Origin of the sequence: Winogradskyella ludwigii (assembly GCF_013403985.1) — a bacterium.
GTDB lineage: Bacteria > Bacteroidota > Bacteroidia > Flavobacteriales > Flavobacteriaceae > Winogradskyella > Winogradskyella ludwigii.
On record NZ_JABFDF010000001.1, the window covers coordinates 216297 to 241614 of the forward strand.

Sequence of the window (25318 nt, forward strand, 5' to 3'; positions counted from 1 at the left end):
AGTTATTTTATTAAAGCTTGTCTTTAACCTTTATAACTGTCCATGATTCGTTTTTTACCTTTACAGCATAAAGATCTTCTGCTAAATATTTAGATGTAATTTTAGGAGTCGCTTCCATAAAATCTTTATCTAAGACAATGTTAATACCATCTTGATTGAGATAATATAAGATCTTCCCATCCGTATTTATTAGCACTTCAAAGTATCTATAATTAACCATTTCTTTATCTAGAGCAGAATTTCTAGACAGTATTTGTTTATCTAATTTTAAAGCGATAGCAACACCGTTAATAAAGTTAGTAGCATCTAAAAATTGTGGCTCAATAATTATTTTTCCGGACTTATCTATAAATCCGTAATATGAAATACTAGCTTTAATTTGTACAATTTGACATCTCTCATCTGTAAACATTGGATACTTACCCTGATCTGTTTTGGTCTCCACCAAATCGGTTCTAAAATCTACAATTTGTTGACCTTCTTTATTTATAAAACCCCATTTTCCATCATTTTTAATAGCTGCGACATCGTTATGAAATGGTGAAATAAAATCTAGATTTTCAATAGACTGTGCAAATCCAAAAAGCGGAAGTATAATGACCGTTAAAAATATAATTAATGATTTTTTCATGATATTTACATTTTAAAAATTATACTCTAAAATTAGTATTACAATTATGATCGTGAAATGATCTTGGTCAGACCAATGCAAAAAACTTGCAATTATTATTTCCTTAATTCAAAATCAAGTTTGGCTAATAGAATAAGTTCAGATTTATTCAGACCAGAAAAACTCATTGCTATTTTACCAACCGTTTTTAAGATTAACGCATTAATGTTTTTTGTAAAAATTGATGGGTTCGATTTTTTAAAGCTTATAAAACTTTTATAGCATTCATCTGCATCTTCCTCCTTATGTTCATAAAGCCATTTAAAAGTATCTATGATGGCATTTTTCTCATCGCTTTTTGAGCTTAACAAGACAGAATCTTCAGGTAACCAGTACGTTTCTACTAAGTGTATAACAGTAGTATACTCTTCATCTCTAACCACATGATCTGCTACAGCAATAGCATAAAATATCTTGCCTAAATTCTGATAAAACTGTAACGACACTCCCTTATCTAAACTCATGATATAATGTTGTTTACATCTAAAATTACGATATAAGATTTAGCTGTACGATGACATTAATCAGTTTCTAATAATTACTTAAAACTTAACAAATAGAATTAGGTGTTCTTTTGAAAAATCGTTAAATTTAAAATCAATCTTGTGACCAATAAATTCTAAATTAATGCTTCATCAAGACCAAGAAATTTTTAATGTACTATTAGAAGCAGTATCGGAAGCTATTATAATTGTTGATGACCAACAAACGATCATAGAGCTTAACTCTAATGCAGAAGATATTTTTGGCTATAGCCGAAGCGAGTTACTTCAAAAAGATTTAAATCTCATTATCCCAAGTGAATACCATCACAGCCATAAACAATACGTCCAATCCTTCTTGAAAAAACCAAAATCGAGACGTATGGAAGAAACTAAAGACATTTTTGGTTTAAAAAAGAATGGAAATAAAATTGCGGTTGAAGTTGAATTAAATCCATTTAAAACCCACAACAAAATCTATACGATGGCTTTGGTTAAAGATATCTCTCAACGCAAGGAAACTGAGAAAAATTTAATGTTAAAAAGTAGTGCATTGCAATCTGCTAGTAATGGTATTATTATAACGGATGCGTTGCTTGAGGATAATCCAATTATTTATTTTAATACTGCATTTAAAAATCTTACAGGATATGCAAGCGAAGAAATAATTAACAGAAATTGTCGCTTTATGCATGGTGAAGATAGAAACCAAGAAGGCCTTAAAACGATAAGACATGCTATAAAGAAAGGTAAAAGTTGCCAAGTTAGAATTCGTAATTATAAAAAAGATGGCACTTTGTTTTGGAATGACCTTTACATTATGCCCATCATAAATAACGATGCCATTGTTACTAATTTTATAGGCATACAAAATGATATTACCGAGATCAAAAAAGCCGAATCTGAACGTAATCATTTGGCCACAATAATACATGAATCTCTTAATGAAATTTATGTTTTTGATGCTGATACATTAAAGTTTTTGAACGTTAACTATGGTGCTCAGAAAAACCTAGGTTACAACCTTGAGGAATTGCAGTGCATGACACCTCTAGATATTAAAATAAATGATACTGAAAAAGAGTTTAGAAAAACCATCGCTGTACTACTTAAAAAAAATAGTGAAAAATTAGAATTTGAAACCATTCATCAACGTAAAGACCTTACAACATATCCTGTAGAAGTACATTTACAACTCAATCATTTGCGAGATAAAAATGTATTTGTTGCTATTATTCTAGATATAACCGAACGTAAAAATTATACCGAAAAGCTCGAAAAACAAGTAGAAGAACGTACAGCCCAATTAAAAGTGGCCTTATCCAAAGAAAAAGAGCTAAACGAACTGAAAACTAAATTTTTATCCCTGGTATCTCATGAATTTAAGACACCTCTCAGCGGTATTTTAACGTCGTCTGTTTTATTAGGAAAATATCAATTAAGCGAAGAACAAGAAAAACGAGATAAACATATAAAAACCATTGCAGATAAAGTGCAGTATTTAAATACTATACTCAATGATTTTTTATCTTTAGAACGCTTAGAATCCGGTAAACTAAATTATAATTTCACTCACTTTAAGCTTAGTAAAGTGATAGATGATGTGATCTACAATGCCAACATGCTTCTTAAAGAAGGACAGTCTATAAAATATCCTGATAATATTGATAACCTCTCACTTTTTCAAGATGAAAAATCAATAGTTTTAATACTTTCTAACCTATTAAATAATGCTATTCTATATTCTAAAGCACATAAAACAATTACTATTAAAGTAACACAAGATGAAACCACAACTTTAATTACCATTAAAGATGAAGGAATTGGTATACCGTTAAAAGATCAGAAAAATATTTTTGACCGCTATTACAGAGCAGAAAATGTTATTAATACTCAAGGCACTGGTATTGGTCTGAATATTGTAAAAAACCATTTAGAAAATTTAGGTGGTACTATAGGTTTTGAAAGTGTTGAAGATAAAGGCACTATATTTACAATAACGCTTCCTAATACCATGAATCAATGACAAGTATATTACTCATAGAGGACGACCTTGTTTTAAGAGACAACACTTCAGAATTACTAGAACTTTCTCACTATAAAGTCTTTACAGCTTCCAATGGTAAAAACGGTATAATAGCGGCAAAAAAACACTTACCTGATATTATTATCTGCGATATAATGATGCCTGAGTTAGATGGTTACGAAACGTTAAAAGCCTTATCTCAAGATCTTAAAACAAAATGCATTCCTTTTATTTTTCTATCTGCAAAAACGGAGCATAAAGATGTTAGAAAAGGGATGAACCTTGGTGCAGACGACTATATTACAAAACCGTTTACAGAAGACGAACTTGTTAACGCTATTGAAAGCCGTTTGGCAAAAGCTGCAATTCTCAGTGAGAACAAAGAGATCTATTTAGCGAAAGAGGAAGACAACGCAACTTGCCGTATTAATACAATTAATGATTTAAAAAACTATTTTGATGATAATGGTAAGAAGTTCACGATTGAAAAAGATAAAATATTTTATCGTGAAGGTGACCACTCTAATTACATCTATCTGATTAGAAAAGGATCTATTAAGTGTCAACAAATAGACGAACACGGAAAAGAATTAGTTACCGGATTATATAAAGAAGATGACTTATTTGGCTATACGTCATTTACAAGTAGTTTACCTCATAAAGAAACAGCATCTGCTATTGAAAACACTAAATTAATAGGGATTTCTACTATTAAATTTAACGCAATTCTAGATCGTAATCCTAAAGTTACTTTAGAACTCATGCAATTATTGTCAGACGATCTTTTAACAATTAAGAATCAACTCTTAAATATGGCTTATGGCTCTGTTAATAAGAAAACAGCTACTACTATTTTAAAATTTGCTGAAAAAATAAATCGTAAACCAGAAGACCCAATAAATATCTCTCGCAGCGACTTAGCAAGCATAGCTGGTATTGCGACAGAAACCCTAATACGAACCTTAACGAATTTTAAAAAGCAAGGTCTTATTAAAATTGATGGCAGAAATATCAGGATTTTAGATTTAGAAAAACTAAAACAAATTCAATAAATTCATACGTAAAAGCGTAAAATGATCAATATCATTTTAAAGATGATATCATAGACATAACTTTGATACTCTAATGCTATTTTACGATGAAAAACATACTATTACCTACAGATTTTTCAGAAAATTCGTGGAATGCTATAATTTATGCTATCCATATTTTTAAACATCTGAAATGCAATTTTTATTTACTACACGTTAATACTCCAATTTATATAGAAACGTCTGAAGACTCAGTGCCTATATATAAAAATGATATTAATACTTTATATGTAAATAATATAAAGCAAAGATTAAGACAACTTTTAAAACAGATTTCTAAACTAGACACCAATTATAAAGATCAAAATTTTTATACGCTTATAGAAACTAATTTCTTTATAAATGGTATCAGAAATACCTTAGAGCAAAAACATATTGATTACATAGTCATGGGCACTAAAGGAGCTACTGGACTAGAGAAACTTATTTTGGGCAGTAATACTGCTGATGTAATTACTAAGGTAAAATGCAACACGTTAATTATTCCCGAAAATGCATCTTATGTTATTCCGAAAGAAATTGCGTTACCTACCGATTTTTCTTTATCTCATGATTTACAAGTTCTTCAACCTATTGCCAAAATTCTAGACCAATTTAAAGGAACATTACGGATTCTGCATATTAATAAAAACAAAGTAGAACTAAATAATGAACAACAGCAAAACAAAGAATTACTTGAAGATTTCTTTAATAGGCATCTCTATAGTTTTCATTATCTAACCAATAAAAATATCGAAGATGCTATTCAATGTTTTATAGAAAGTAGAGACATAAACATGGTATGCATGGTGGCTAAAAACCTGAACTACTTTCAGCAAATATTATTTCATTCAAAAGTGGAACACATCAGTTATCATACTGATATTCCATTTTTGGTCTTACACGAAAAAAACGAAAATTATGGATAATTCACTATTTCTAGCAAAATTTTGGGGTTGGTACTTACTTATTTTCTTTTTAATATTAAGTCTTAATCCAAAACGAATAAAACAAATTTTTGACGACTTAGCCGATCAAAAATTCTTGATCACTACAGCCTTTATAGGTATTTTAATTGGTTTGTTAAATATATTATTTCACAATATATGGGAACTAAATTACAAACTAATTATTACGCTTATTGGCTGGTTTGCCTTAATTATTGGCTTGGCGCTATTTTCTTTTCCAAAAGGAACAGTAACGTGGTTAGCTTATATAAATGTAAAATTGGTACAGGTTATTTACACCTTACTATTTTTAGTAGGTATCTATTTACTAAACATAGCGTATGGCATTATATTATTAGAATAAATACTAAAACTGATTAATATCAGTGTGTGTAATTTTTAATTGTATTAATATTATCGTGCTATTAATCTCACAGAGGCAATTTGTTAGATTCATTATTTACAGATTTATAGTCGTAAGGAATTTCAATAGTTATTAGAGTTGTGTTGGTTCAATGCTCAAAACTATTAAGAAACTTCTACTTAACTAAAATCTATAAATAAGATCCCTTCAAGTTGTCTCTTTTTTTATTTTACCTTAATGTAGATTGTGGCGTAATCTGATATATATCATTGTTTTTAGGGGATTTAGGATTTAACTTTATAATCCACACTAAAAACTAAAATTATGTTATCCATACTCTTGCCCACCGATTTTTCTGAAAACTCGATGAATGCTATAAAATATGCTCTGGAGTTTTTTAAGTACCAAAAAGTTCAATTCTATTTTATGCATGCGTACAGAAATGAGTTTTACGACCATGATGATTTAGTGTCGCGAGAAAATTCTGACGCTGTTTTAAATGACGTAAAAACAAAATCTAAAACAAACCTAGAAAATTTATTAAAGCAAGTAAATACAATTGCTCCAAATCCTAAATACACCTATCATAGTATTTCTGCTTACAATACACTTGTAGAAGAAGCTAATGAAATTACAGATAAATATAGCATAGATCTCATTGTTATGGGTACAAAAGGAAAATCTAACAACCAACATATCATTTTTGGAAGTCAGACGTTTCAAGTTTTAAAATATGTGCAATGTCCTGTATTGGCTATTCCTTCAAACTATACCAATACACAACCTAAAAGCATTCTATTTCCAACGGATTATCTAATTCCTTATAAAAAACGCGAACTAAAATTGCTTTCTGTTCTTGCTAGATCTTACAGAAGTCATATTCATGTCATTTACATTTCTACGTGCACAAAATTATCTATGAGACAAGAAGACAATCAGGCTTTTATAAAAGACTCATTATTAATTAACAAAGTCGATTTTAATATAATAAATAACAAAAAAGTACCAGAAACGATTACATCCCAGATTACAGAAAACAATATAGACATGATAACGATGGTAAATACGCAGCATTCATTTTTAGAAGATATGCTTTTTCCATCTACAATTGATAAAGTTAGTCTTGGCTTACAAATACCACTTCTAGCGATGCAGAATACCACACGACATTAACATTAACTACCTCAACTCATGAAACATATACTTTTGCCCACCGATTTTTCTGACAACTCTTGGAATGCCATTTCCTATGCTATTAAATTATTTAAAAATGACACGTGTACGTTTCATATTCTAAACACGTACACACCCATAATTTATAATGTTGAATATGTTTTGGGCTATCCAGCGCAATTTGGTTTGGGAGATGCCATACGAAATACAGCGATAGATAATTTAAAAGAATTGACCGATAAAATCTCTAAAACATTTAAAAACAATCCCAATCATAAATTTCATACATTGCCACGGTTTGACACTTTAGTTTCGGGCATTAAGGAATTTATATCTGAAAATAAAACAGACCTTATAATTATGGGAACCAAAGGAGCTACAGGAGCTAAAGAAGTATTATTTGGCTCCAACACAGTCCATGTCTTTAAAGAGATAAAATGCCCTGTATTAGCTATTCCTTCAAATTTTGAATATGAAACACCTTTAGATATATTATTTCCCACAGATTTAGAAGTCGATTATAAATCGTTTCAAATGGAAATTCTAAAATATATTACCACAACACACCATTCTAGAATTAATGCGATGAATGTTTCTACTGGCAACGATTTAACAGAAAAGCAAATCAATAATCAAATAGAATTAAAATCTCAATTTAAAAATGCGTCCTATTTATTTCATCATTTTGATAGTATGAATATTACACAAGCGATAGATGAGTTTCAGAAAAAAACAAAAATAAACATGTTAGCAATGCTTAATAATAAGCATTCATTTTTCGAAAATCTTTTCTTTAGTTCTACTATAAATCAAATAGGGTTTCATTTAAAAGTTCCTTTTTTAGTGATGTCTTCAAAACAATAAAAAAGAAAATTATTGTAACAGAACTTATTGACCATAAAATAAGGATTTAGGCACTTACATTATTTCTAAAATTCCTTTTATAAGATGACAGAAGTCATTTTATATCATTTATTAATCCTTTAATTTTATACCTAAGGATTATAATACAACTATCATGAGACATCACATTCTATTACCTACAGATTTTTCTAAAAACGCTAAAAGCGCCGCTTCATATGCCTTTAAATTATTTAAAAATGAAACCTGTACATTCTATTTTTTGCATACATGGATGTTTCCAAGTTCCGTTTCTAGAACCTATGTAACTTCTACATATGTAGATAACCTTAAAAAGGAATCTCAAGATAAACTAAATGCACTTAAGCTAGATGCTAAAGCAGAAAATGTAAATACAAAGCATAATTTCAAAACCATTTTTAGTTCAGACCCACTTCAAGATAATATTAAGTCTGCCATTAAAGAATACGCAATTGAAATGGTTATAATGGGCACTAAAGGAGCTTCTGGTGTTGGCGAATTTTTATTTGGGAGCAATACGGTTACAGTGATCAATAAAATTAGACTATGTCCAATCTTAGTAGTCCCAAAAGATTTTGAATATGTTACTCCTAAGCAAATTGGTTTTCCTACAGATTTTAATCGTTTCTATGGTGAAGAATTACGACCAATTAAAAATTTATCGAAATTACATAACTCAAAGATTCGAATATGCCATATTAATGAAAAAACTAATCTTACGGAAAAGCAAAATTACAATTTAGCAATGCTAAAAGCGTATTTGGAAGATTATAAACACAGCTTTCATTGGATGAAAGATTACGACAATAAAGATCACGCTATCAAAGATTTCATCAAAACATTTAACATTGATATTCTTACAATGATAAATTACAAACACAGTTTTATTGAGGATTTAACCAAAGAACCTATTATTAAGAAAATGGGATTTCATCCTGTAGTTCCGTTTTTAGTGATACCCTGTTTTGGTTAATAAACAACACTAGATAATCTTTGGTTGTTGATAAATTTAAAATTACTACAATATCATTTTTTTTACGACATCTTAAAAATAGAAATCATGAATAAATCAAAATATGCAGAATGGATAAGTGCAGAACAAATGCACGAAGACTCAAAAGAATGGCTTTCAGAATTATTATTCATTAAAGATGAACATCTTTTTTTTGATGACCTTATAAAATCGTTTACACTACAACTTCTTGAGCCAGAAAAATTCTCCGATAACATAGAGATTATAGATATTCTTAATAAATCTGAAAAACGCAACAATCTATTAATTGAAGCCATAAGAGTGCATGAAAATGATCTTCAAATTATTGTGGATGGTGTTAACCAAATTAACGAAGAAAAGGTTTATAAAAAATCGCATCAAGGCTTACTTATTAAAATAAGAGAATTTGAAAACGAATACAGAAATCTTAAAACACAACTCTTCGAAATTATAAAAAACATTAAGAAAGAAGACAAACGAAATCGCTTATTGGAAGATAAATAAAACTCATGGAATCATGAATGAATCACTAATAAAGGGACTCTTAATGTATTACTGATTTTTGAAGTTGACGAACTTGTAAAAAAATGTTCGAAAAAACCTTCCTTTTGCACCAACAAAGCAGATAAATTAATATCATGTGTTTGTGTGTAGCATCTTACAGCATAATTCATTGGCACATCATTAATTACATGATAAGCATAATTTATATTTTTCATATGAGTAGTCATGTACTTGGTATCTTTTTCTAGCTCTTGCGATAGTTCATTGTTTGGAATTAAGCGCAATAAATGTATTTTATCACTGTAGTGTGCAGTGAACTTAAGAAGTTCTACAAAGGCGTTGCTGTTTAAAACATCATTTAAATCTAAAGGTAATACAACTTCGGATGGCTTAACATATAAGAAACCTTCAGGAATTACCAATGTTGGGCAATTTACATTTCTAATTACATTAACAGTATTACTACCAAAAATAGTTTCTTTTGCTCCTGTTACACCATTACTTCCCATAACAATTAAATCGATTGCCTTAGATGTTTTTACTTGGTTTACAGCATCTATTACACTATCATAATCAACCAATTTATGAAACGTATAATTATCATTTTTAAAATGAGCTTTAAGGTTCTCAATAAGTTCAGATAATTTGTGTTTGGATTTTTTTACAATAGTATCATGTATGCTTTGATTACCACCAAGAACCAAATCATCACTTAAATAGGATTTAGAACTTTCTACATGCAGAATATAGAAATTACACTTATCATCTTTAAATAAATTTAAAGCATAATGTATAGCATTTACCGAATTCTCAGAAAAATCTGTAAGTAGGAGTATCTGTTTCATCATTTTAGATTTATATAAAATTAACTAAAGATAATGAGACAAAAAATGATTTAAATCATCATGATTTTATTTTTTAATATTTGAAGCACAACAACCTTAATCAAATTTATTAACTCATCAATATCACTGAAATATTTTTAGATATTCTTCTAACATTAGCTAATGCAACAGAAGTTATTCTAAGTAATAAGAATCTCCATGACATTAGTTTAATCAGTCCTAAAGAAGAACATTTATTAATTTGCAAAAAAAAGACCTGTGAAGTTAACTTCACAGGTCTTTATATCTTTTAAGGTAAGTCGTATTACTTAATCTCTACTAATTCAAGATCAAATACTAACTCTTGTCCTGCTAAAGGATGATTTCCATCTACAACGATATGGTCTTCGTTTACCTCTACAATTTTAAAAGGGTGCTCATTACCTTGCGCATCTTTAGACATTAAACCTAATCCTACTTCTGGCTTTACATCTTCTGGAAGCTGCGTGTTTTCAACCTTATGAAATAATTCTTTTCTTACATCACCATAAGCTTCTGCAACCGGAATATCAACTGTTTTTTTATCATTCACTTTCATATCAATGACTGCTTTTTCAAAACCAGGAATCAACATACCTTTTCCTAATGTAAATTCTAAAGGCTCACGCTCTAAAGAACTATCAAAGACTTGTCCACTTTTTAATTTACCTGTATAATGTACTTTTACAGTATCATTTTCTTTTACTTGACTCATAAATTTCTTGTTTTCATTATAATGAGCTGCAAAATTATTGTTTATAAAAGAGAAAAAAGAATCATCCGAAGATTTTATCTGTATTTAAGAAAAACTTAACGTCTATTTATCATTTTGTTTCTTAAATTCTACAAGTTGAAAACAGATCAATTGGTACTCTTTAAATTGTAAGAATTTCAGAAACATTTCGACTATCTTTATCTTCAATAACTAAAAAAAGAAAGGACAATATATTATGTTAACTTGGAAAGATATTATTAACTTTTCTGTAAAAGGAAATCTTACTCCAGACAGCCGTGTTGAAAAAACGGAAACAGAATGGAAAGCGCTCTTAACAGAAGAGCAATTTAGAATTAGTAGACTAAAAGGAACAGAACGCGCACATAGTGGCGACCTTTGTACAGCCTACGAAGAAGGCAAATACAACTGTGTTTGCTGTAACACTCCTTTGTTTGACTCGACTATAAAGTTTAGTTCTGGTACAGGATGGCCAAGCTTTACACAACCTATTAAAAATAATGCAATTAAATACGAGAAAGATATTTCTTACGGAATGGTCCGTGTCGAGGTTATGTGTAATACTTGCGACGGCCACCTTGGTCACGTTTTCCCTGATGGACCAGAACCAAGCGGATTGCGCTATTGCGTGAATTCAGAATCAATGATTTTAGATACCGAGATTGCCTAATGACAACTAAAAATTTACAAATTGCCACAGTTGGTGGTGGCTGCTTTTGGTGTACAGAAGCGGTTTTTCAGGAAGTAGAAGGTGTAGAACAAGTTCTTTCAGGCTATTCTGGAGGTACAGTTCCAGGACGACCTACATATAGAGAAATATGTTCTGGTTTAACTGGTCATGCTGAAGTTGTACAAGTAACCTTTGATGCTAATATAATTAGTTATCAGGATATTTTAGTCATTTTCATGACCACTCACGATCCTACCACATTAAATAGACAAGGTGCAGATCGTGGTACACAATACCGTTCTGTAATTTATTATCATAATGAAAAACAGAAAGAAATTGCAGAAGTAGTGCTTAAGGAAATGATACCATATTACAACGATCCTATAGTTACCGAATTATCTAAAGCTCCTACATTTTACGAAGCTGAGAAAGAGCACCAAGATTTTTATGAAAACAATCCTGATTATGGGTATTGTAGTTTTGTTATTGATCCGAAATTAGCAAAACTTAGAAAATTGCATTCAGATAAATTGAAACAAAACTAAAAATAAATGCTAAGAGCAACTTTCGTTTGAGCGTTGCTTTTTAGTTTTACAAAGTAAGAAAGCGAATTTGTAATGTCTTCAATTTTAAAAATTAAACTTTACGGCTCAGCCCAATGCCATAAAACACAACACTATAAGAACTTTTTAACCCAAAGCGGTTTGGATTATTCGTTTTTAGATGTTATAAAACATGAAAATTTAGCGGAAGAATTAAGAAATCTATACACTAATAAAAAACTCAACTTCCCAACCATTACATTAGGCAACAAAAGATTACGCAACCCATCGGATTCTGAATTAATTAAATGGATAGAAAAACTAAAATAGCATTTGGAGGAGGTTGTCATTGGTGTACAGAAGCGGTATTTCAATCGTTGAATGGTGTAACTAAAGTAGCACAAGGTTTTGTTGCTTCTACTAACGAAAACAGCTCCTTTTCTGAAGCCGTAATTGTACATTATAACACAGACATTATAAGTCTTCAAACTTTAATTGAAATTCATTTACATACACATAAAAGCACCTCTGCGCATTCTATGCGAGAAAAATATCGCTCTGCTATTTATTCGTTTTCAGACGAACAGAACTTAGAAGCAGAAACTTTACTAAATAACTTTCAACCCAAATTTGAACATCAATTAATCACTAAAGTATATCCGTTTTCTAAATTTAAAGCGTCTCGTGAAGCCATTCAAAATTACTATCAAAAAAATCCTAAAAAACCCTTTTGTGAACGCTTTATAAATCCTAAATTGAGGCTATTATTAAGTGATTTTTCTAATCACATAAACTCAGACTTTATTCCCAAAAATTTAAAAATCACATAAAAGCATTCACAGATGAGCAGTACAAAAATTGGATTAGGCCTAGCCGCCTTAGGCAGACCTGATTATATAAATATTAGACCAGAAGCCGAACTAAATAAATCTGTTGAAGCCTTTAAAACAAATGCTTTAAAAGTTTTAGATGAAAGCTACGCACTTGGCATTCGTGATTTTGATGTGGCTCCATCTTATGGTTTAGGAGAACAGTTTTTACAAGATTGGAATGATTCTAGAAATCATAAAAATGTTAACCTCTCTACAAAATTTGGTTACACATATGTAGCTAATTGGGAAATTGGGTTTACAGGAAAACATGAAATTAAAGAGCATTCTATTGAAAAATTGAATGAGCAATGGGAAATCTCAAAAGCCCTTCTACCTAATTTAAAGATTTATCAAATTCATTCTGCAACACTAGATAGCGGTGTTTTAACAAATAATGCTGTACTCTCTAAATTACATGAAATAAAACAAGCACATCATTTAAAGATTGGAATTTCATCTAGCGGAACAGAGCAAATAAAAATTATTGAAGAAGCAGAAAACGTTAGTTTTAATGGTGAAGATTTATTTGACAGCTACCAAGTAACCTTCAATATTTTTGAACAATCTACTTTTGAAATTTTAAAACAATTATTAGCAAAAGGAAAAACTATAATTATCAAAGAAGCTTTAGCTAACGGCCGAGTTTTTAAAAACGATACGTTTACAGCCTATAAATCTGCGTATAATTATTTAGAAGATCTTTCTAACAAATACAATGTAGGAGTAGATGCTATCGCTATTCGGTTTATAATAGATAGCTTAGAGCCAAGTATTATTTTAAGTGGTGCTTCAAATACAAATCAGCTTAAAGAAAATTTGAAAGCGCTAAATTTTAAATTGAACAAAAAGGAAATCTCAAAATTAAAATCATTTGCAGTTTCACCTCAGCATTATTGGCAAGAACGTAGTGATTTAGAGTGGAATTAACTGAAGGTAAGTGCACATACATTATCTCATACTAATTCAATTTCTTTTTCAACATACATAAAACTCCGATTTCTTCTCGTGATAAATTTTCATTTACTTTTAAAAGTCGTGAAATTTCCTTTTGAAAATGATTAATAGTTTTCCCGTCAATGTATTTATCGATCACACGAGGATCAATATAAGAACTACGCGCCACTGATGGTGTATTTCCTAACCTTTCACTAACCTTAATAACAGCATCACGAATATTACTATCAAGTTCTTTTTGATCTTGCTTTTTAGAAAATCCTATTTCATCCAATGCCATAGCAGCAATTACAGTGCCTGCCCAAGTTCTAAAATCCTTAGCCGAAAATTCTTCACCCATAATTTCTCTTATATAGTTATTAAGATGATCGCTCTTTACATCTTGTTTAGAACCATCTTCGTCTATGAATTTGAAAATTTCATAACCAGGTAAATCGTCTATTTCTTGAACTATTTTAGCTAACTTTTCATCTACAATATGCCGTTCTTGATCTTTACCTGACTTTCCTATGTAATGAAAAATTAACTCATCTCCTTCAATCTGCAAGTGCTTACTTCGCATCGTAGTTAAACCATAAGTGTTATTTTCTTTGGAATAATGATCGCTTCCTGGACGAAAATAAGCCGCTTCCAAAAGTCGGACCATACAGGCAAGCACTTTTTCTTTAGCTAATTTTCGTTTACGTAGGTGCTGACCTGTAACGCGTCGCATACGTTCTAAATTGTCTGCGAATTTTAGAATACGATCAAATTTTTCTTGATCTTGTTTTTCTCTATATTTTGGGTTGTAGATGTATTGTTTTCTGTTTTTATCGTCACGACCAGTAGCCAAAATTTTAGCTGACTTTTTGGAATCAATTTCCACATCTGTCCAAGCTGGCGGAATAACCAGAGATTTAAACCAGTCTTTTAAAGCTTTATCTTTTATAGTATTATTAGCGCTATCGACATAACGAAAGCCTCTACCATGTTTTTTTCTGTAGTACATGAATTTGATTCCAGTTAATAGAGTATAAAGTAAATTCTTTAATATTAAAAGGATTAACCCAAAAGCAATTATATGTACTCAAATGAGTTTAAAAAATAATTCTATTCAATAATAGACACGTCTACTCCTCTGTAATAATCTAAAACTTTTACACGTAATAAGTATTCGTATTTGGCATTGGCTAAATTTACTTTTGCATTATCTAAATTATTTTTACTGGTAATATAGTTTAAGAAATTAGACACACCATTTTTAAAACGTATATCATTAATGCGATAAGACTCTTCGTAGGCTTCCACTTGTTTTACTAAACTTAAATGACGATTATAAACTGCTTCCATATCAAAATGAACTTGAGCAATGGCATTTTTAATATCTACATGTGTACGCTCTAATTCTAGGATAGACTCCTCTACTTTAATTTTTTCTAAAGCCACATTATTTTTGGCTCTAAAACCATTAAATAATGGAACAAAAACTTGAACACCAACAACCGTATTTAAATTATTATCTAATTGGTCTTTGTAATCAATACCTTTTGAATCAAAATTGGTCTGCTCTGTCATAATTGGTAAATCTAGACCATCGACCGTTACAAAATCTCCAGTTTCAACAATGCTTGCTCCTGATGAAGTAAACAGTTCTGCTGCACTAGAGTAGTTTGTATTTACACCTCCAAAAAGCGATATTTCTGGTGTAAACTGAGACTTAGCGACACTCACACCTTTTTTTGCAGCTTCAACACGTAATTCTTTAGCTTTAAACGTCGCTAAGTTTTGTAAGGCTTCTTTAAAAACAGCGTCAGCCGACAAATTGTAGTTTTCAAAATCTAAGATTAATCCATCGGTCACTACATAGATGTTATCATGTAAATTCATCAATCGCATTAAGCTTAATTTTGCATTATTCAAACTACTTTCAGACATTAAAACACTGGTTTCATCACTCGCTACTTGTCCTAAAATATCTGCATAATCCGCTGGATTCCCAGATTCATTTTCATAAAACCTTTTCTGAATTTCAAGTTGTTGTTTCGTTGTTTCTAATCGTGCTTTAGTTAATTCTAAAACATCTCTCGCATTTAAAACTTGAAGATAAGCCAACGTAACATTCAAAATTAAATCTTGCTTTGCTGCATCAATTTCTAGATCTGAAGCTTTTTTATTGAGTCGGCTTTGCTTGGCTGAATTTAATAATCTAAAGCCATTAAAGATCGTCATATCCAAGCTTAATCCTAAGTTTGAAAATGTCAATTCCTGATTAATATAAGCGTTGGTAAAAGGATTGATACTTCTACCATCATTAACACCTAAACTAAAATCTCCGTTAATGCTAGGTAATATATTCGCTTTGGATTGCTGATAATTTACTTTCGCAGAATTGGCTTGTAAATTGGTGGATTTCAAATCGAGATTATGCTCTATAGCGATGGCAATGCATTCGTCTAAAGAATAACTTTTCTCAGTGTCATTTTGAGCAACACCAGACCAGCTCATCACTAAAATGAGGATTAATATTACAAGTTTATGTGTCATGATTTGTTTCTTTAAATTATTTAGGTATCGAAAGACTAATCCTACAGTATGGTCAATTCGAGTATTTCGAGTGAGCGAGAAATGTATCGAGAATCTTATGTTCATCTATTACTTCTCGATACAAAATTTTTTGAAAAACAAAAATTCCACTCGAAGTGACGCAACGTTATCGAAACACCTTTTTGTTTATGATGATTAGACTATTTTTCCGTCTAGCAGATTGATAATTCGAGAGCCATATGCGGCATTACTTTCAGAATGTGTGGCTTGAATTATGGTCACTCCTTCTTTATTTAACTGCGCAAAGAGTTCCATAATTTCCTCACTTTGTTTCGAGTTTAAATTCCCTGTTGGCTCATCTGCTAAAATTAACTTTGGCTGACCGATTAGAGCTCTCGCAATCCCAACGAGTTGTTGTTGTCCTCCACTTAATTGAACTGGGAATAAATCTTTCTTCCCAACAATATTAAAACGGTCTAGCATATCGGCCACCATCGCTTTGCGCTCAGAAGATTTTACATTTTTATAGAGCAACGGGGTTTCAATATTTTCATAAACGGTGAGTTCATCAATAAGATGATACGCCTGAAACACAAATCCGATATATTCTTTATACAATTTGGATCTGTTTTTTTCCTTCATGCTATGCACAGGTTCTCCTAGAAAGGTATAGCCTCCATCTGTAAAATTATCTAACATGCCAATACAATTCAACAAAGTAGATTTCCCAGAACCAGAAGGTCCCATTAGTGAGATGAATTCTCCCTCTTCAACATTTAAATTAATATTATCTAGTAGCGTAACTTTATTGCTTCCTGAGTTTACAGTTCTAGTGGCTTCGTTTAGACTTAATAGTGTGTTTTTCATTTTATTTGTCTTTTATATAATTTAGTCTATTCGTTTAATTTCATAGTCTCCAAAACTCAGTCCTTTATTGACCTCAGCCTTTCCTTTATAGCGTAATGTGGCTTCACCATAAGCCGTAAATTTGATACTTTTTGAAGCTTGAATTTTAAACACGGCTTCTCCATAAGCTTTAAGTTTAGACGATTTATTATCCATATCTACAAGGTTGATGATTCCTGCTCCATACGCTGTAATATTCTGCTTAACTGTAGTTCCTTTTTTAATTATCAATTCACTTTCACCGTAAATATCCACGTTAAATGTGTCGAAATTAACATGATTAAAAGTTACTTGAGATTCACCATAAATATTAAGCGTAAACTTTTTAACGTCAATTAAATCTTTACAAAGCGTTCGTTGTTCTCCTCTTAAAGATAATTCGTCTATATTTTTATACGTAACGATTATAGTTAGCACTTTTCCCTTATAAATTGGCACTTTCATTTTCATACCATCTTTAGTAATACTTTCATGCTTAGTGGTTTCTTTAGCGTCATCTAAATACACACGAAGTGTTCCCCCTTTGACTTCAATATTTATTTTGTCTTCTGGTTCTGTGCTCTCTATTATGGTTACAGATTCTTCATCTCCTTGAACAAATGTGGTTTCTATATGTGGACTTATAATAACCTTATCAAAAGCTTCAACAGGCTTCTTTGTTTGAGCTAATGCAATTTGGCTCATACAAACCAATAGTATGACTAAGCTATATTTTAAATTTCTCATAAATTATTTTTATAAATTTATTCTGTTCTTAAACTTTTTATAGGATTTGCTACTGCAGCTCTAACCGCTTGGTAGCCGACCGTAACAAATGTGATCACCAACGCTAATGCACCAGCAATCGCAAAAACGGTCCAGCTAATAGTAATACGATAAGCAAAATCTTGTAACCATTGATTCATAACATAGAATGCTAACGGGAAACTAATCGCTAAAGAAATTAATACCAATCTCATAAAATCGATAGAGAGTAACTGTACGATTCTTGGGACGCTTGCTCCAAAAACTTTCCGTATTCCAATTTCTTTATGACGTTGTTCTGCCATAAAAGCTGCTAAGCCAAATAAACCCATACAAGCTACAATTACTGCCAAAATTGAAAACAACAATCCAACATTTGCTGTGCGTTGTTCTTTCTCATATAGCAATTCTAGATTCTTATCTAAAAAGGTATACTCAAAGGCAGAGTTTGGTGCTATGTTTTTAAATGTGTTTTCAAAATTTGAAATCGTTTCAGATAAGACTTCATTTGTAAATCGAATTAACAAGTACGATTTTGGTTCTCTGCTTGAGTTATGAAACGCATAAGCACCAATTGGATTATGCAACGAAGCAAAATTAAAATCCTCTACAACACCATGTATATAAGCATTATTACCTAATTGCATCGCTACTTTTTTTCCAATAGCTTCCTCTGGAGATAAGCCTAAAAAGTCCACAGTAGTTTTGTTCACCACAACCTCAACCAAGGTATCACCTGCTTGTTTGTTTTTAGGTAGCAACTGACCTGCCAAGAGCTTAAGTTGTAATACATCAGCCACTTCGCGCTCTGAATTATTTGTTGAAATCCCCATGGTTTCGTCTGTATTTGGTTTATTAATACTTCTTCCACTAACTCCCATACCAGGATAACCTTGAGATCGTCCTACAACTGAGACATTTGGTAATTTTTTAAAAGCATTTATTAAAGCCTGATTAGCCTGTCCACCGCGAATTGCAGATGTTGATATTGCCATTACATTTTCGGGATTATAGCCTAAACTTTTATTCTGAATATACTCTAGTTGCTGATGAATTACAATGACTCCAATAATCAGAACAACGGATGCTGAAAACTGAACCACAACCAACCCCTTTCTTATAACACTTGCGATACCTCCTTTATTAGCAGAAGGCTTGAGGGCTTCTTTAGGCGAAAATCGTGATAAATACAATGCAGGATAGGATCCTGAAATAAGACTTGTTACGAACCAAATTAAGACTAAGAAAACGATGATTTCAATAGAAAAAAGTGACGAAATATCGAGTTCTTTTCCTGCAATATCATTAAACATCGGCAATGCTACAACAGCAAGCACACCTCCTAAAACCATAGCAATTGCAGTAATTAAACCTGTTTCAATATAGAATCTAACAACGATATCTCTAACAGATGCTCCAAGCGTTTTATTAATACCTACATCTGTGGCGCGTTTTTGAGATCGTGCTGTAATTAAATTCATATAATTAATACAAGCAATTACTAAAATTAAAATCGCTAAAGCCGTTAAATTTCTAATTTGATTGATATCACCATTTCGCTCAATGTAACTATCCTTATAAGTCGAAGAATATAAATGGATTTGTTCTAAAGGTTGAAGCGAGAAGTTATACCATTGCTCATCTTTCTTAACATTTTTATCTAGAATATCTTGAATCTTAGCTTCAACATTTGCGACATTAGGTGACGCCGTATTAAAGAGCAAAAAGGTTTCAAAACTCGCATTATCCCATGTAGGATTTTTTGCTGCATTTTGCATTAAAAACGGAGCAACCACATTGAAGTCTAACGAACTATTTTCAGGAAAATCCTTAAAAACACCTTTCACCTCAACAACATCCACATCATCTATGGTTAAGGTCTTTCCTATTGGATTTTCATTTCCAAAATACCGTTTTGCAGCGCTTTCTGAAAGTAAAACCGTATTTGGAGTATTGAGAACTTCTGAACCTTCTCCTTTAACAATTTCAACATCAAACATATCTAATATCGCAGCATCAGACCAGAATAGTTTTTTCTCAGTAAACACCTCGTTACCCGCTTTAATAAAAGCAGTCCCTCCAAAATCGTGTTTGAGTAATCGTCCTGCTTCTGCAATATCAGGAATATTTGCTTCCAACTCTAGTGCGACTGCAGAAGGAGAACCAGTCCAAGTTTCAAGATCATCTTCTGTTGTATTAAGAAGCACACGGTAGATTTTATCCTTGTTGGCGTACATGGAATCAAAACTACGTTCGTGTAAAATAAATAAAAACAGAACCAATGTTGTGGCTAAACCAATGGATAGCCCTAAAATATTTACAATTGAAAATAAACGATTCGTCTTTAAACTTCTCCAAGCAATTTTTATATAACTACGTATCATAATACTTGTTTTTTTATTCGGTTTTTAAACTATCTACAGGATTTGCCAATGCTGCTTTTACAGCCTGAAAACTTACCGTAATCATCGCAATTACAATAGCAACAACTCCTGCTGTGACAAAAATCCACCAATTAATTTCTATGCGATACGCATAATTCTGAAGCCAATTATCCATAACATACCAAGCCATAGGAATTGCGATAACAATGGAAAGACCAACCAACTTCAAAAAGTCTTTAGATAATAATTTCACAATACCTGCAACACTAGCACCTAATACTTTTCTTACTCCAATTTCTTTACTACGTTGTTCTGCAGTATAAGCGGCCAATCCAAAAAGCCCAAGGCAAGAAATAAGAATTGCTAGTAAGGCAAATAGTTGAGAGAGTTTTCCTATGAGTTGTTCACTTCTAAATTTGGCATTAAAAGCATCATCTACAAAGCTGTACTCAAAAGGAAAGGCAGGATTATGTTTTTTCATAACCGCTTCAACTTTAGACAGCATCTCATTTGGTTCAATATTAGGATTCGTTTTTAGATACATGTAACTAGATTCACCCAGATAATTAAAAAATAACACAGGATCACTTTGTCCATACATATCTTCGAACAGATAATCTTTTACAACACCTATTACTGTGTAAGTGTCGTCTCGTATTACTTTTTTACCAATAGCACTGCCAGTTCCCATAAGCTTAGCAAACGATTCTGTAATTAAAACACTCGTACTATCTTTTGCTACATTTTCGCTAAAACCGCGACCTTCGGCAAGTTTCATACCTGCTGTTTCTAAAAAATCTGAACTGATATATCTAAAGAAAATCAATACGTCTTCTGTATCTGTTCCGCCCGTCCATGTTAAGTTAGAACCATTGTTGCCTCCATTTAAAATACCTGAATTATTTAAACCTACGCTTGAAACCGCTCCTGTATGTATTAAATCTTGTTTGATGATATCAAATTTTTCAATCATAGTACCATTGACATTCAATGAAATCAATTGGTCTTTATCAAAACCTAAATCTCTGTTTTTTACATGTTGAATTTGTTGATAAACCAAAATGGTACAAATAATAAAAACAATTGAAATTGTAAACTGACCAACAACTAATCCTTTTCTAATAAATGTTGCAGATCCTTGAGTGACTTTTAAACCTTTTAAAACCTCAACAGGATTAAACGAAGACAAGTAGAATGCTGGATAAAGGCCAGCGAAGATTCCGCAAACAAGCGTAATTCCTAATAAAAAGATAATATGTAGTGGTTGCGCTAATCCTAAAACTAAATTCCTCTCAATAAGTAAGTTAAATTGCGGTAATAAAATAAAGAGCAATAATACACTAACCAAAGTCGCGATAAAAGAAAGGATTAAAGCTTCCGATATAAATTGAAAAATTAATCGTGAACGACCAGAACCCATGGCTTTTCTTACTCCAACTTCATTCGCACGTTTCTCACTTCGTGCAGTAGATAAATTCATGAAGTTAATACAAGCTATAAGCAAAATAATTAAAGCAATAATTGTAAATAATCTAACCGAATCTATGCGTCCTCCAACTTGCTTTCCATTTTCAAAATTACCTCTTAAATGCCAATCTTTTATAGAATGTAAAAATGCTTTTGAATCACTGTCTCCTGTTTTTTTCTCAAGCAATCCAAGGACTTGATCATTTACAGCATTAAAATCAGCTTCTGGTGACAACTCAACAAAGGTATCTGCGAAGAAACTACCATAACCATTGGTCCATTCTTTATCTGCACTCCAACGCTCAAATGGCGCAATCCAATTTATAGGAAACGTCACGTTCTTTGGTAAATTCTCAATAACTCCTGTAATCAGGTAATTATCTGTATTGTCTACTTTAAGTACTTTGCCTAATACTTTTGTGTTTTTACCATAAAGCTGCTCTGCCGTTTCTTGCGTAATAACTATGGCTTCAGGATTATTGAAAGCCTCTTTTGCATTACCTTCAACAAATTTTAAACTGAATATTGTTATAAAATCTTCATCTACAAAACGTCCACCGCTATTGATGGCATTATCATTTACAGCAAATAAAAAATCTCGATGCTTTGTTCGTGATGCTTTTACTATTCCTGGAATTTCCGCTTTCATAGCTTCAGCAAATGGTCCTGGAGTAGAATTAAACGTTCTCCATTCACCATCATATTCTTGATGTGTTGGTACATAGTAAACTTGATCTTGTTTTGAAAAATCAGAATCAAAACTTACCTCATCCTCAACCCAAAGAAAAATTAAACTAGCACACGTAATTCCTATGGCTAATCCGAAAATGTTTAGAAAGCTATACCCTTTATTTTTACGTAAAGTCCGGAAGGCTATTTTTATATAATTTAAAATCATACTATTTTTTAACTTAATTGATTACTTCTACTCATTATATAGTGAAGATGATGCCAAAACCACAAACAGCTATATGTCAGTATTTTATATTTAATTAAGAATTTAAAACTGTTCGAATTTGATACACTTCTTGTTCGCAAATGAACAGTTTATTCTGAGCGTAATGAATCCACAGGATTGGCATTTGCCGCCTGAAGCGTCTTTATACTAATGACTAATAAGGCAAAGACAATCATCGCTAAACCACTCACTAAAAACACCAAAAAACTAATACTTGTTTTGTATGCAAAATCTTGCAACCAATTATTAATGCCGTAATACGCAATTGGTGCCGCAATGACAAAAGCAATCGCTACCAAGATTAAAAACTCTTTGCATAAGAGCGCGTTAATTTGAAGTAATGAAGCTCCTAGAACCTTACGCACTCCAATTTCTTTTACACGTCGGTTGGTGGTATAAATCACAAGTCCGAGCAATCCTAAACAACTAATTAATATTGATAAACCTGTAGCCCAATTTAAAAGTTTGGACATCTTTTGCTCCCGATTATAAAACTTCTGGATGGTTTCATCTAAAAACTCTACGCGATAATCATCGGTCTCAGTATAGACTGTTTTATAAGCATTTTCAATTTTTGAAAGTGTTCCTTTAAAATCTGCTGATGATTCATTTTGAAATGCGATATGAACGGCTTGAAATTGACTCCATTCTGGTTGATACCAATCTCCTCTATATGCCATGGGTTTAATATCGCTTCGCAAGGAACGTTGGAAAAAATCTGCCATAACTCCGACTATAGGCACACTTTGATCACCTAATAAAACCGTTTTCACAATTGCTTCGTCGGGACTTTTAAAACCAAGTCTTTTTCTACACGTCTCATTAATCACCAACTCTTTAACGGTATCATTTCGGATGGTTCGTCCTGCTATAAGATCTAACTCAAATACCTTCGCGTAATTGACGTCGCCAAAAATAAATTGTAAGTCTAAATTAACCTCATTGTCACCATTATTATAAGTGACTGAAGAACTATTCGTAGAAATAGATGCAGGTGCATTGCCTCCAATACTAATCGACTTAATTTCCGGAATAGCTCTTAATTTTTCGGCATAAAGCTCTTTTTTAGAAATTTCGCGTTCTGCTCTTGGGCTATAAACAGACACAATAGCATCCGTTTTAAAACCCATATCTGTCTCTAAAAGAAAATTAATTTGTTGACCAACCAACAACGTAGCAATTACAAATACTTGAGCAATGGAAAACTGAAAAACCGTTAAGAATTTTCTGAGCTTCACTTTTTTATTTCCGACAGCTAAATGATTTTTTAAAACTGAAACTGTATTGAACTTTGAAAGTACTAATGCGGGATAAAAGCCCGATAAAAATGTCACTAATAGTAATAGAATAGCAATACCAAGAATGATTAAAGGTGATTTCATCAGTTCATAACTTAAACCTTCTGGCACAAAATCTGAAAACACATTAATCAACCATCTAGAAAGTAATAGCGATAATACTGCAGACACCAAAACCAATAAAAATGTTTCACCCATAAATTGACCTATCAGCTGTTTTCTAGAGCTTCCAAGAGTTTTACGAATGCCAATTTCTTTAGCACGCTGAGAAGCTTGCGCTGTATTAAGATTTATAAAGTTGATACAACCTAACACCAATAGAAATATAGCCACCAAAGCGAGATTTGTAAGCAGCGATTTACTAGCCTGGCCTTTAGACCAATCGTAAATACCATACTTTTCGTTGAAGTGAATATCTCCTAATGGTTGTAGTGTAAATTGTTGTTCATCACCATATTTTTTAGATTCCTCATCTTGGTGCTCCTTTGCTAAATTATCCAAACGATTTTGTAGCGCTGATAAGTCGGCATTTGGCGTCACCTTTACAAATAGCTGAGACGCATCGTTGGTGTTGTTCCAATTTTTATTGAGGAAATCGTCTCGCAATCGTGTTTGCAAAATTGTTGAATGCGAGATAAATTCTTCAAACACAAAATCTGTTCGTTCTCTAAAATTCTCAACAATTCCTGTAACTGTTATATGAAGTGAATCATTGTAAATTAAGGTTTTTCCAATAATATCTGACGGTTTCGTATTTGGAAAATAATCAGCTGCTCGATTTTCGGTAAGAATAACATTATTTGGACTTGTTAAAATTTCAGATGTATTACCAGCTAAAAATTTATAGTCAAAAATCTTAAAATAATTAGCATCTGCAAAAATGACGAAGTTGGGCCATTTAAATTCGGAATTTAATACTCTATTTTCAACTTTTGAAGGCCGTTCTATATAAAACCCACTAACGGTTTCAAAATTTGAATTCTCGGTAATGGCATCCTCCAATGCTAAAGTGACTCCAGGAATAGAAAAAGTAGCCTCAGGACTAATTAAATCTGTAACGACTCTATAAATACGATCCTCATCTTTATGGAATGCATCAAAGGTAGCATCGTAATAAATCATTAAACCAATTACAAACGACGCACTTAATCCAATGGTAAGACCAATAATATTAATTAGAGAAAACACCTTATGCTTCATGAGGTTCCTCCATGCTATTTTGAAATAATTTTTAATCATGATGTATTGTTTTATCGCAAAACCTCCAAGGTTTCAAAAACCTTGCAGGTTGA

24 protein-coding genes are annotated in these 25318 nt (G+C 31.8%); 13 read left to right on the forward strand and 11 right to left on the reverse strand.

Annotated features, from left to right (window positions below; genetic code table 11):
• Positions 1-10 precede the first annotated feature (10 nt).
• Complete coding sequence (locus tag HM981_RS00865) at positions 11-631, reverse strand: WG repeat-containing protein (protein ID WP_179336693.1); 621 nt, start codon at positions 629-631, stop codon at positions 11-13.
• A gap of 95 nt (positions 632-726) precedes the next feature.
• A complete protein-coding gene (locus HM981_RS00870; protein WP_179336694.1) occupies positions 727-1134 on the reverse strand; it encodes a hypothetical protein in 408 nt (135 codons plus the stop codon).
• Positions 1135-1297: 163 nt separating this feature from the next.
• Between HM981_RS00870 and HM981_RS17465 the strand changes: the two genes are divergently transcribed.
• From HM981_RS17465 to HM981_RS00910, 8 genes are all read left to right on the forward strand, one after another.
• Positions 1298-3178, forward strand: a complete 1881-nt coding sequence (locus HM981_RS17465) for a sensor histidine kinase (RefSeq protein WP_179336695.1) — start codon at positions 1298-1300, stop codon at positions 3176-3178.
• Positions 3175-4230, forward strand: coding sequence for a response regulator (locus tag HM981_RS00880; RefSeq protein WP_179336696.1), 1056 nt, complete (start codon positions 3175-3177; stop codon positions 4228-4230). Before HM981_RS17465 ends, HM981_RS00880 begins: the two co-directional genes overlap by 4 nt.
• A gap of 86 nt (positions 4231-4316) precedes the next feature.
• Complete coding sequence (locus HM981_RS00885; RefSeq protein WP_179336697.1) at positions 4317-5177, forward strand: universal stress protein; 861 nt, start codon at positions 4317-4319, stop codon at positions 5175-5177.
• On the forward strand, positions 5170-5559 hold the full coding sequence (locus HM981_RS00890) for a hypothetical protein (RefSeq protein WP_179336698.1): 390 nt from the start codon (positions 5170-5172) through the stop codon (positions 5557-5559). The genes HM981_RS00885 and HM981_RS00890 overlap by 8 nt, the downstream gene beginning before the upstream one ends.
• Positions 5560-5883: 324 nt before the next feature.
• Positions 5884-6732, forward strand: coding sequence for a universal stress protein (locus tag HM981_RS00895; RefSeq protein WP_179336699.1), 849 nt, complete (start codon positions 5884-5886; stop codon positions 6730-6732).
• 18 nt (positions 6733-6750) lie between these two features.
• On the forward strand, positions 6751-7596 hold the full coding sequence (locus HM981_RS00900) for a universal stress protein (RefSeq protein WP_179336700.1): 846 nt from the start codon (positions 6751-6753) through the stop codon (positions 7594-7596).
• A gap of 154 nt (positions 7597-7750) precedes the next feature.
• Positions 7751-8587, forward strand: a complete 837-nt coding sequence (locus HM981_RS00905) for a universal stress protein (protein ID WP_179336701.1) — start codon at positions 7751-7753, stop codon at positions 8585-8587.
• An 87-nt stretch (positions 8588-8674) separates the two neighbouring features.
• Positions 8675-9112: a hypothetical protein gene (locus HM981_RS00910; RefSeq protein ID WP_179336702.1), complete on the forward strand. Its 438-nt coding sequence runs from the start codon at positions 8675-8677 to the stop codon at positions 9110-9112.
• Between the two features lie 11 nt (positions 9113-9123).
• On the opposite strand, the gene HM981_RS00915 is transcribed toward HM981_RS00910, so the two are convergent.
• Positions 9124-9957: a universal stress protein gene (locus tag HM981_RS00915; protein ID WP_179336703.1), complete on the reverse strand. Its 834-nt coding sequence runs from the start codon at positions 9955-9957 to the stop codon at positions 9124-9126.
• Between the two features lie 304 nt (positions 9958-10261).
• Positions 10262-10690, reverse strand: a complete 429-nt coding sequence (locus HM981_RS00920; RefSeq protein ID WP_179336704.1) for an FKBP-type peptidyl-prolyl cis-trans isomerase — start codon at positions 10688-10690, stop codon at positions 10262-10264.
• 235 nt (positions 10691-10925) lie between these two features.
• Here HM981_RS00920 and msrB point away from each other — a divergent pair, with 235 nt between their 5' ends.
• From msrB to HM981_RS00945, 5 genes are all read left to right on the forward strand, one after another.
• Complete coding sequence (gene msrB, locus HM981_RS00925; protein WP_179336705.1) at positions 10926-11378, forward strand: peptide-methionine (R)-S-oxide reductase MsrB; 453 nt, start codon at positions 10926-10928, stop codon at positions 11376-11378.
• Positions 11378-11923, forward strand: a complete 546-nt coding sequence (gene msrA / locus HM981_RS00930) for a peptide-methionine (S)-S-oxide reductase MsrA (protein ID WP_179336706.1) — start codon at positions 11378-11380, stop codon at positions 11921-11923. The genes msrB and msrA overlap by 1 nt, the downstream gene beginning before the upstream one ends.
• 72 nt (positions 11924-11995) lie before the next feature.
• Positions 11996-12250, forward strand: a complete 255-nt coding sequence (locus tag HM981_RS00935) for a glutaredoxin family protein (RefSeq protein ID WP_179336707.1) — start codon at positions 11996-11998, stop codon at positions 12248-12250.
• Entirely contained in the window at positions 12229-12750 is a 522-nt protein-coding gene (locus HM981_RS00940) for a peptide-methionine (S)-S-oxide reductase (protein WP_179336708.1), read from the forward strand. Before HM981_RS00935 ends, HM981_RS00940 begins: the two co-directional genes overlap by 22 nt.
• A 12-nt stretch (positions 12751-12762) precedes the next feature.
• Complete coding sequence (locus HM981_RS00945; protein WP_179336709.1) at positions 12763-13719, forward strand: aldo/keto reductase; 957 nt, start codon at positions 12763-12765, stop codon at positions 13717-13719.
• A gap of 31 nt (positions 13720-13750) precedes the next feature.
• Here the strand turns inward: HM981_RS00945 and HM981_RS00950 are convergent, their stop codons facing one another.
• The 7 genes from HM981_RS00950 to HM981_RS00980 all read right to left on the reverse strand — a co-directional run bounded on the left by HM981_RS00950 (position 13751) and on the right by HM981_RS00980 (position 25265).
• Positions 13751-14734 carry a DNA topoisomerase IB gene (locus HM981_RS00950; protein ID WP_179336710.1) on the reverse strand — a complete coding sequence of 328 codons (984 nt, stop codon included), beginning with the start codon at positions 14732-14734 and terminating at the stop codon, positions 13751-13753.
• 101 nt (positions 14735-14835) lie between these two features.
• Entirely contained in the window at positions 14836-16269 is a 1434-nt protein-coding gene (locus tag HM981_RS00955; RefSeq protein ID WP_179336711.1) for a TolC family protein, read from the reverse strand.
• Positions 16270-16464: 195 nt separating this feature from the next.
• Positions 16465-17136, reverse strand: coding sequence for an ABC transporter ATP-binding protein (locus HM981_RS00960; RefSeq protein WP_179336712.1), 672 nt, complete (start codon positions 17134-17136; stop codon positions 16465-16467).
• Between the two features lie 21 nt (positions 17137-17157).
• Complete coding sequence (locus HM981_RS00965) at positions 17158-17901, reverse strand: head GIN domain-containing protein (RefSeq protein WP_179336713.1); 744 nt, start codon at positions 17899-17901, stop codon at positions 17158-17160.
• 17 nt (positions 17902-17918) lie between these two features.
• Positions 17919-20303 (reverse strand): ABC transporter permease, encoded by a 2385-nt coding sequence (locus HM981_RS00970; RefSeq protein ID WP_179336714.1) that lies wholly within the window; start codon positions 20301-20303, stop codon positions 17919-17921.
• Positions 20304-20316: 13 nt separating this feature from the next.
• Positions 20317-22668, reverse strand: a complete 2352-nt coding sequence (locus HM981_RS00975) for an ABC transporter permease (protein ID WP_179336715.1) — start codon at positions 22666-22668, stop codon at positions 20317-20319.
• Positions 22669-22817: 149 nt separating this feature from the next.
• Positions 22818-25265 (reverse strand): ABC transporter permease, encoded by a 2448-nt coding sequence (locus tag HM981_RS00980; protein WP_179336716.1) that lies wholly within the window; start codon positions 25263-25265, stop codon positions 22818-22820.
• Between the last annotated feature and the right edge of the window lie 53 nt (positions 25266-25318).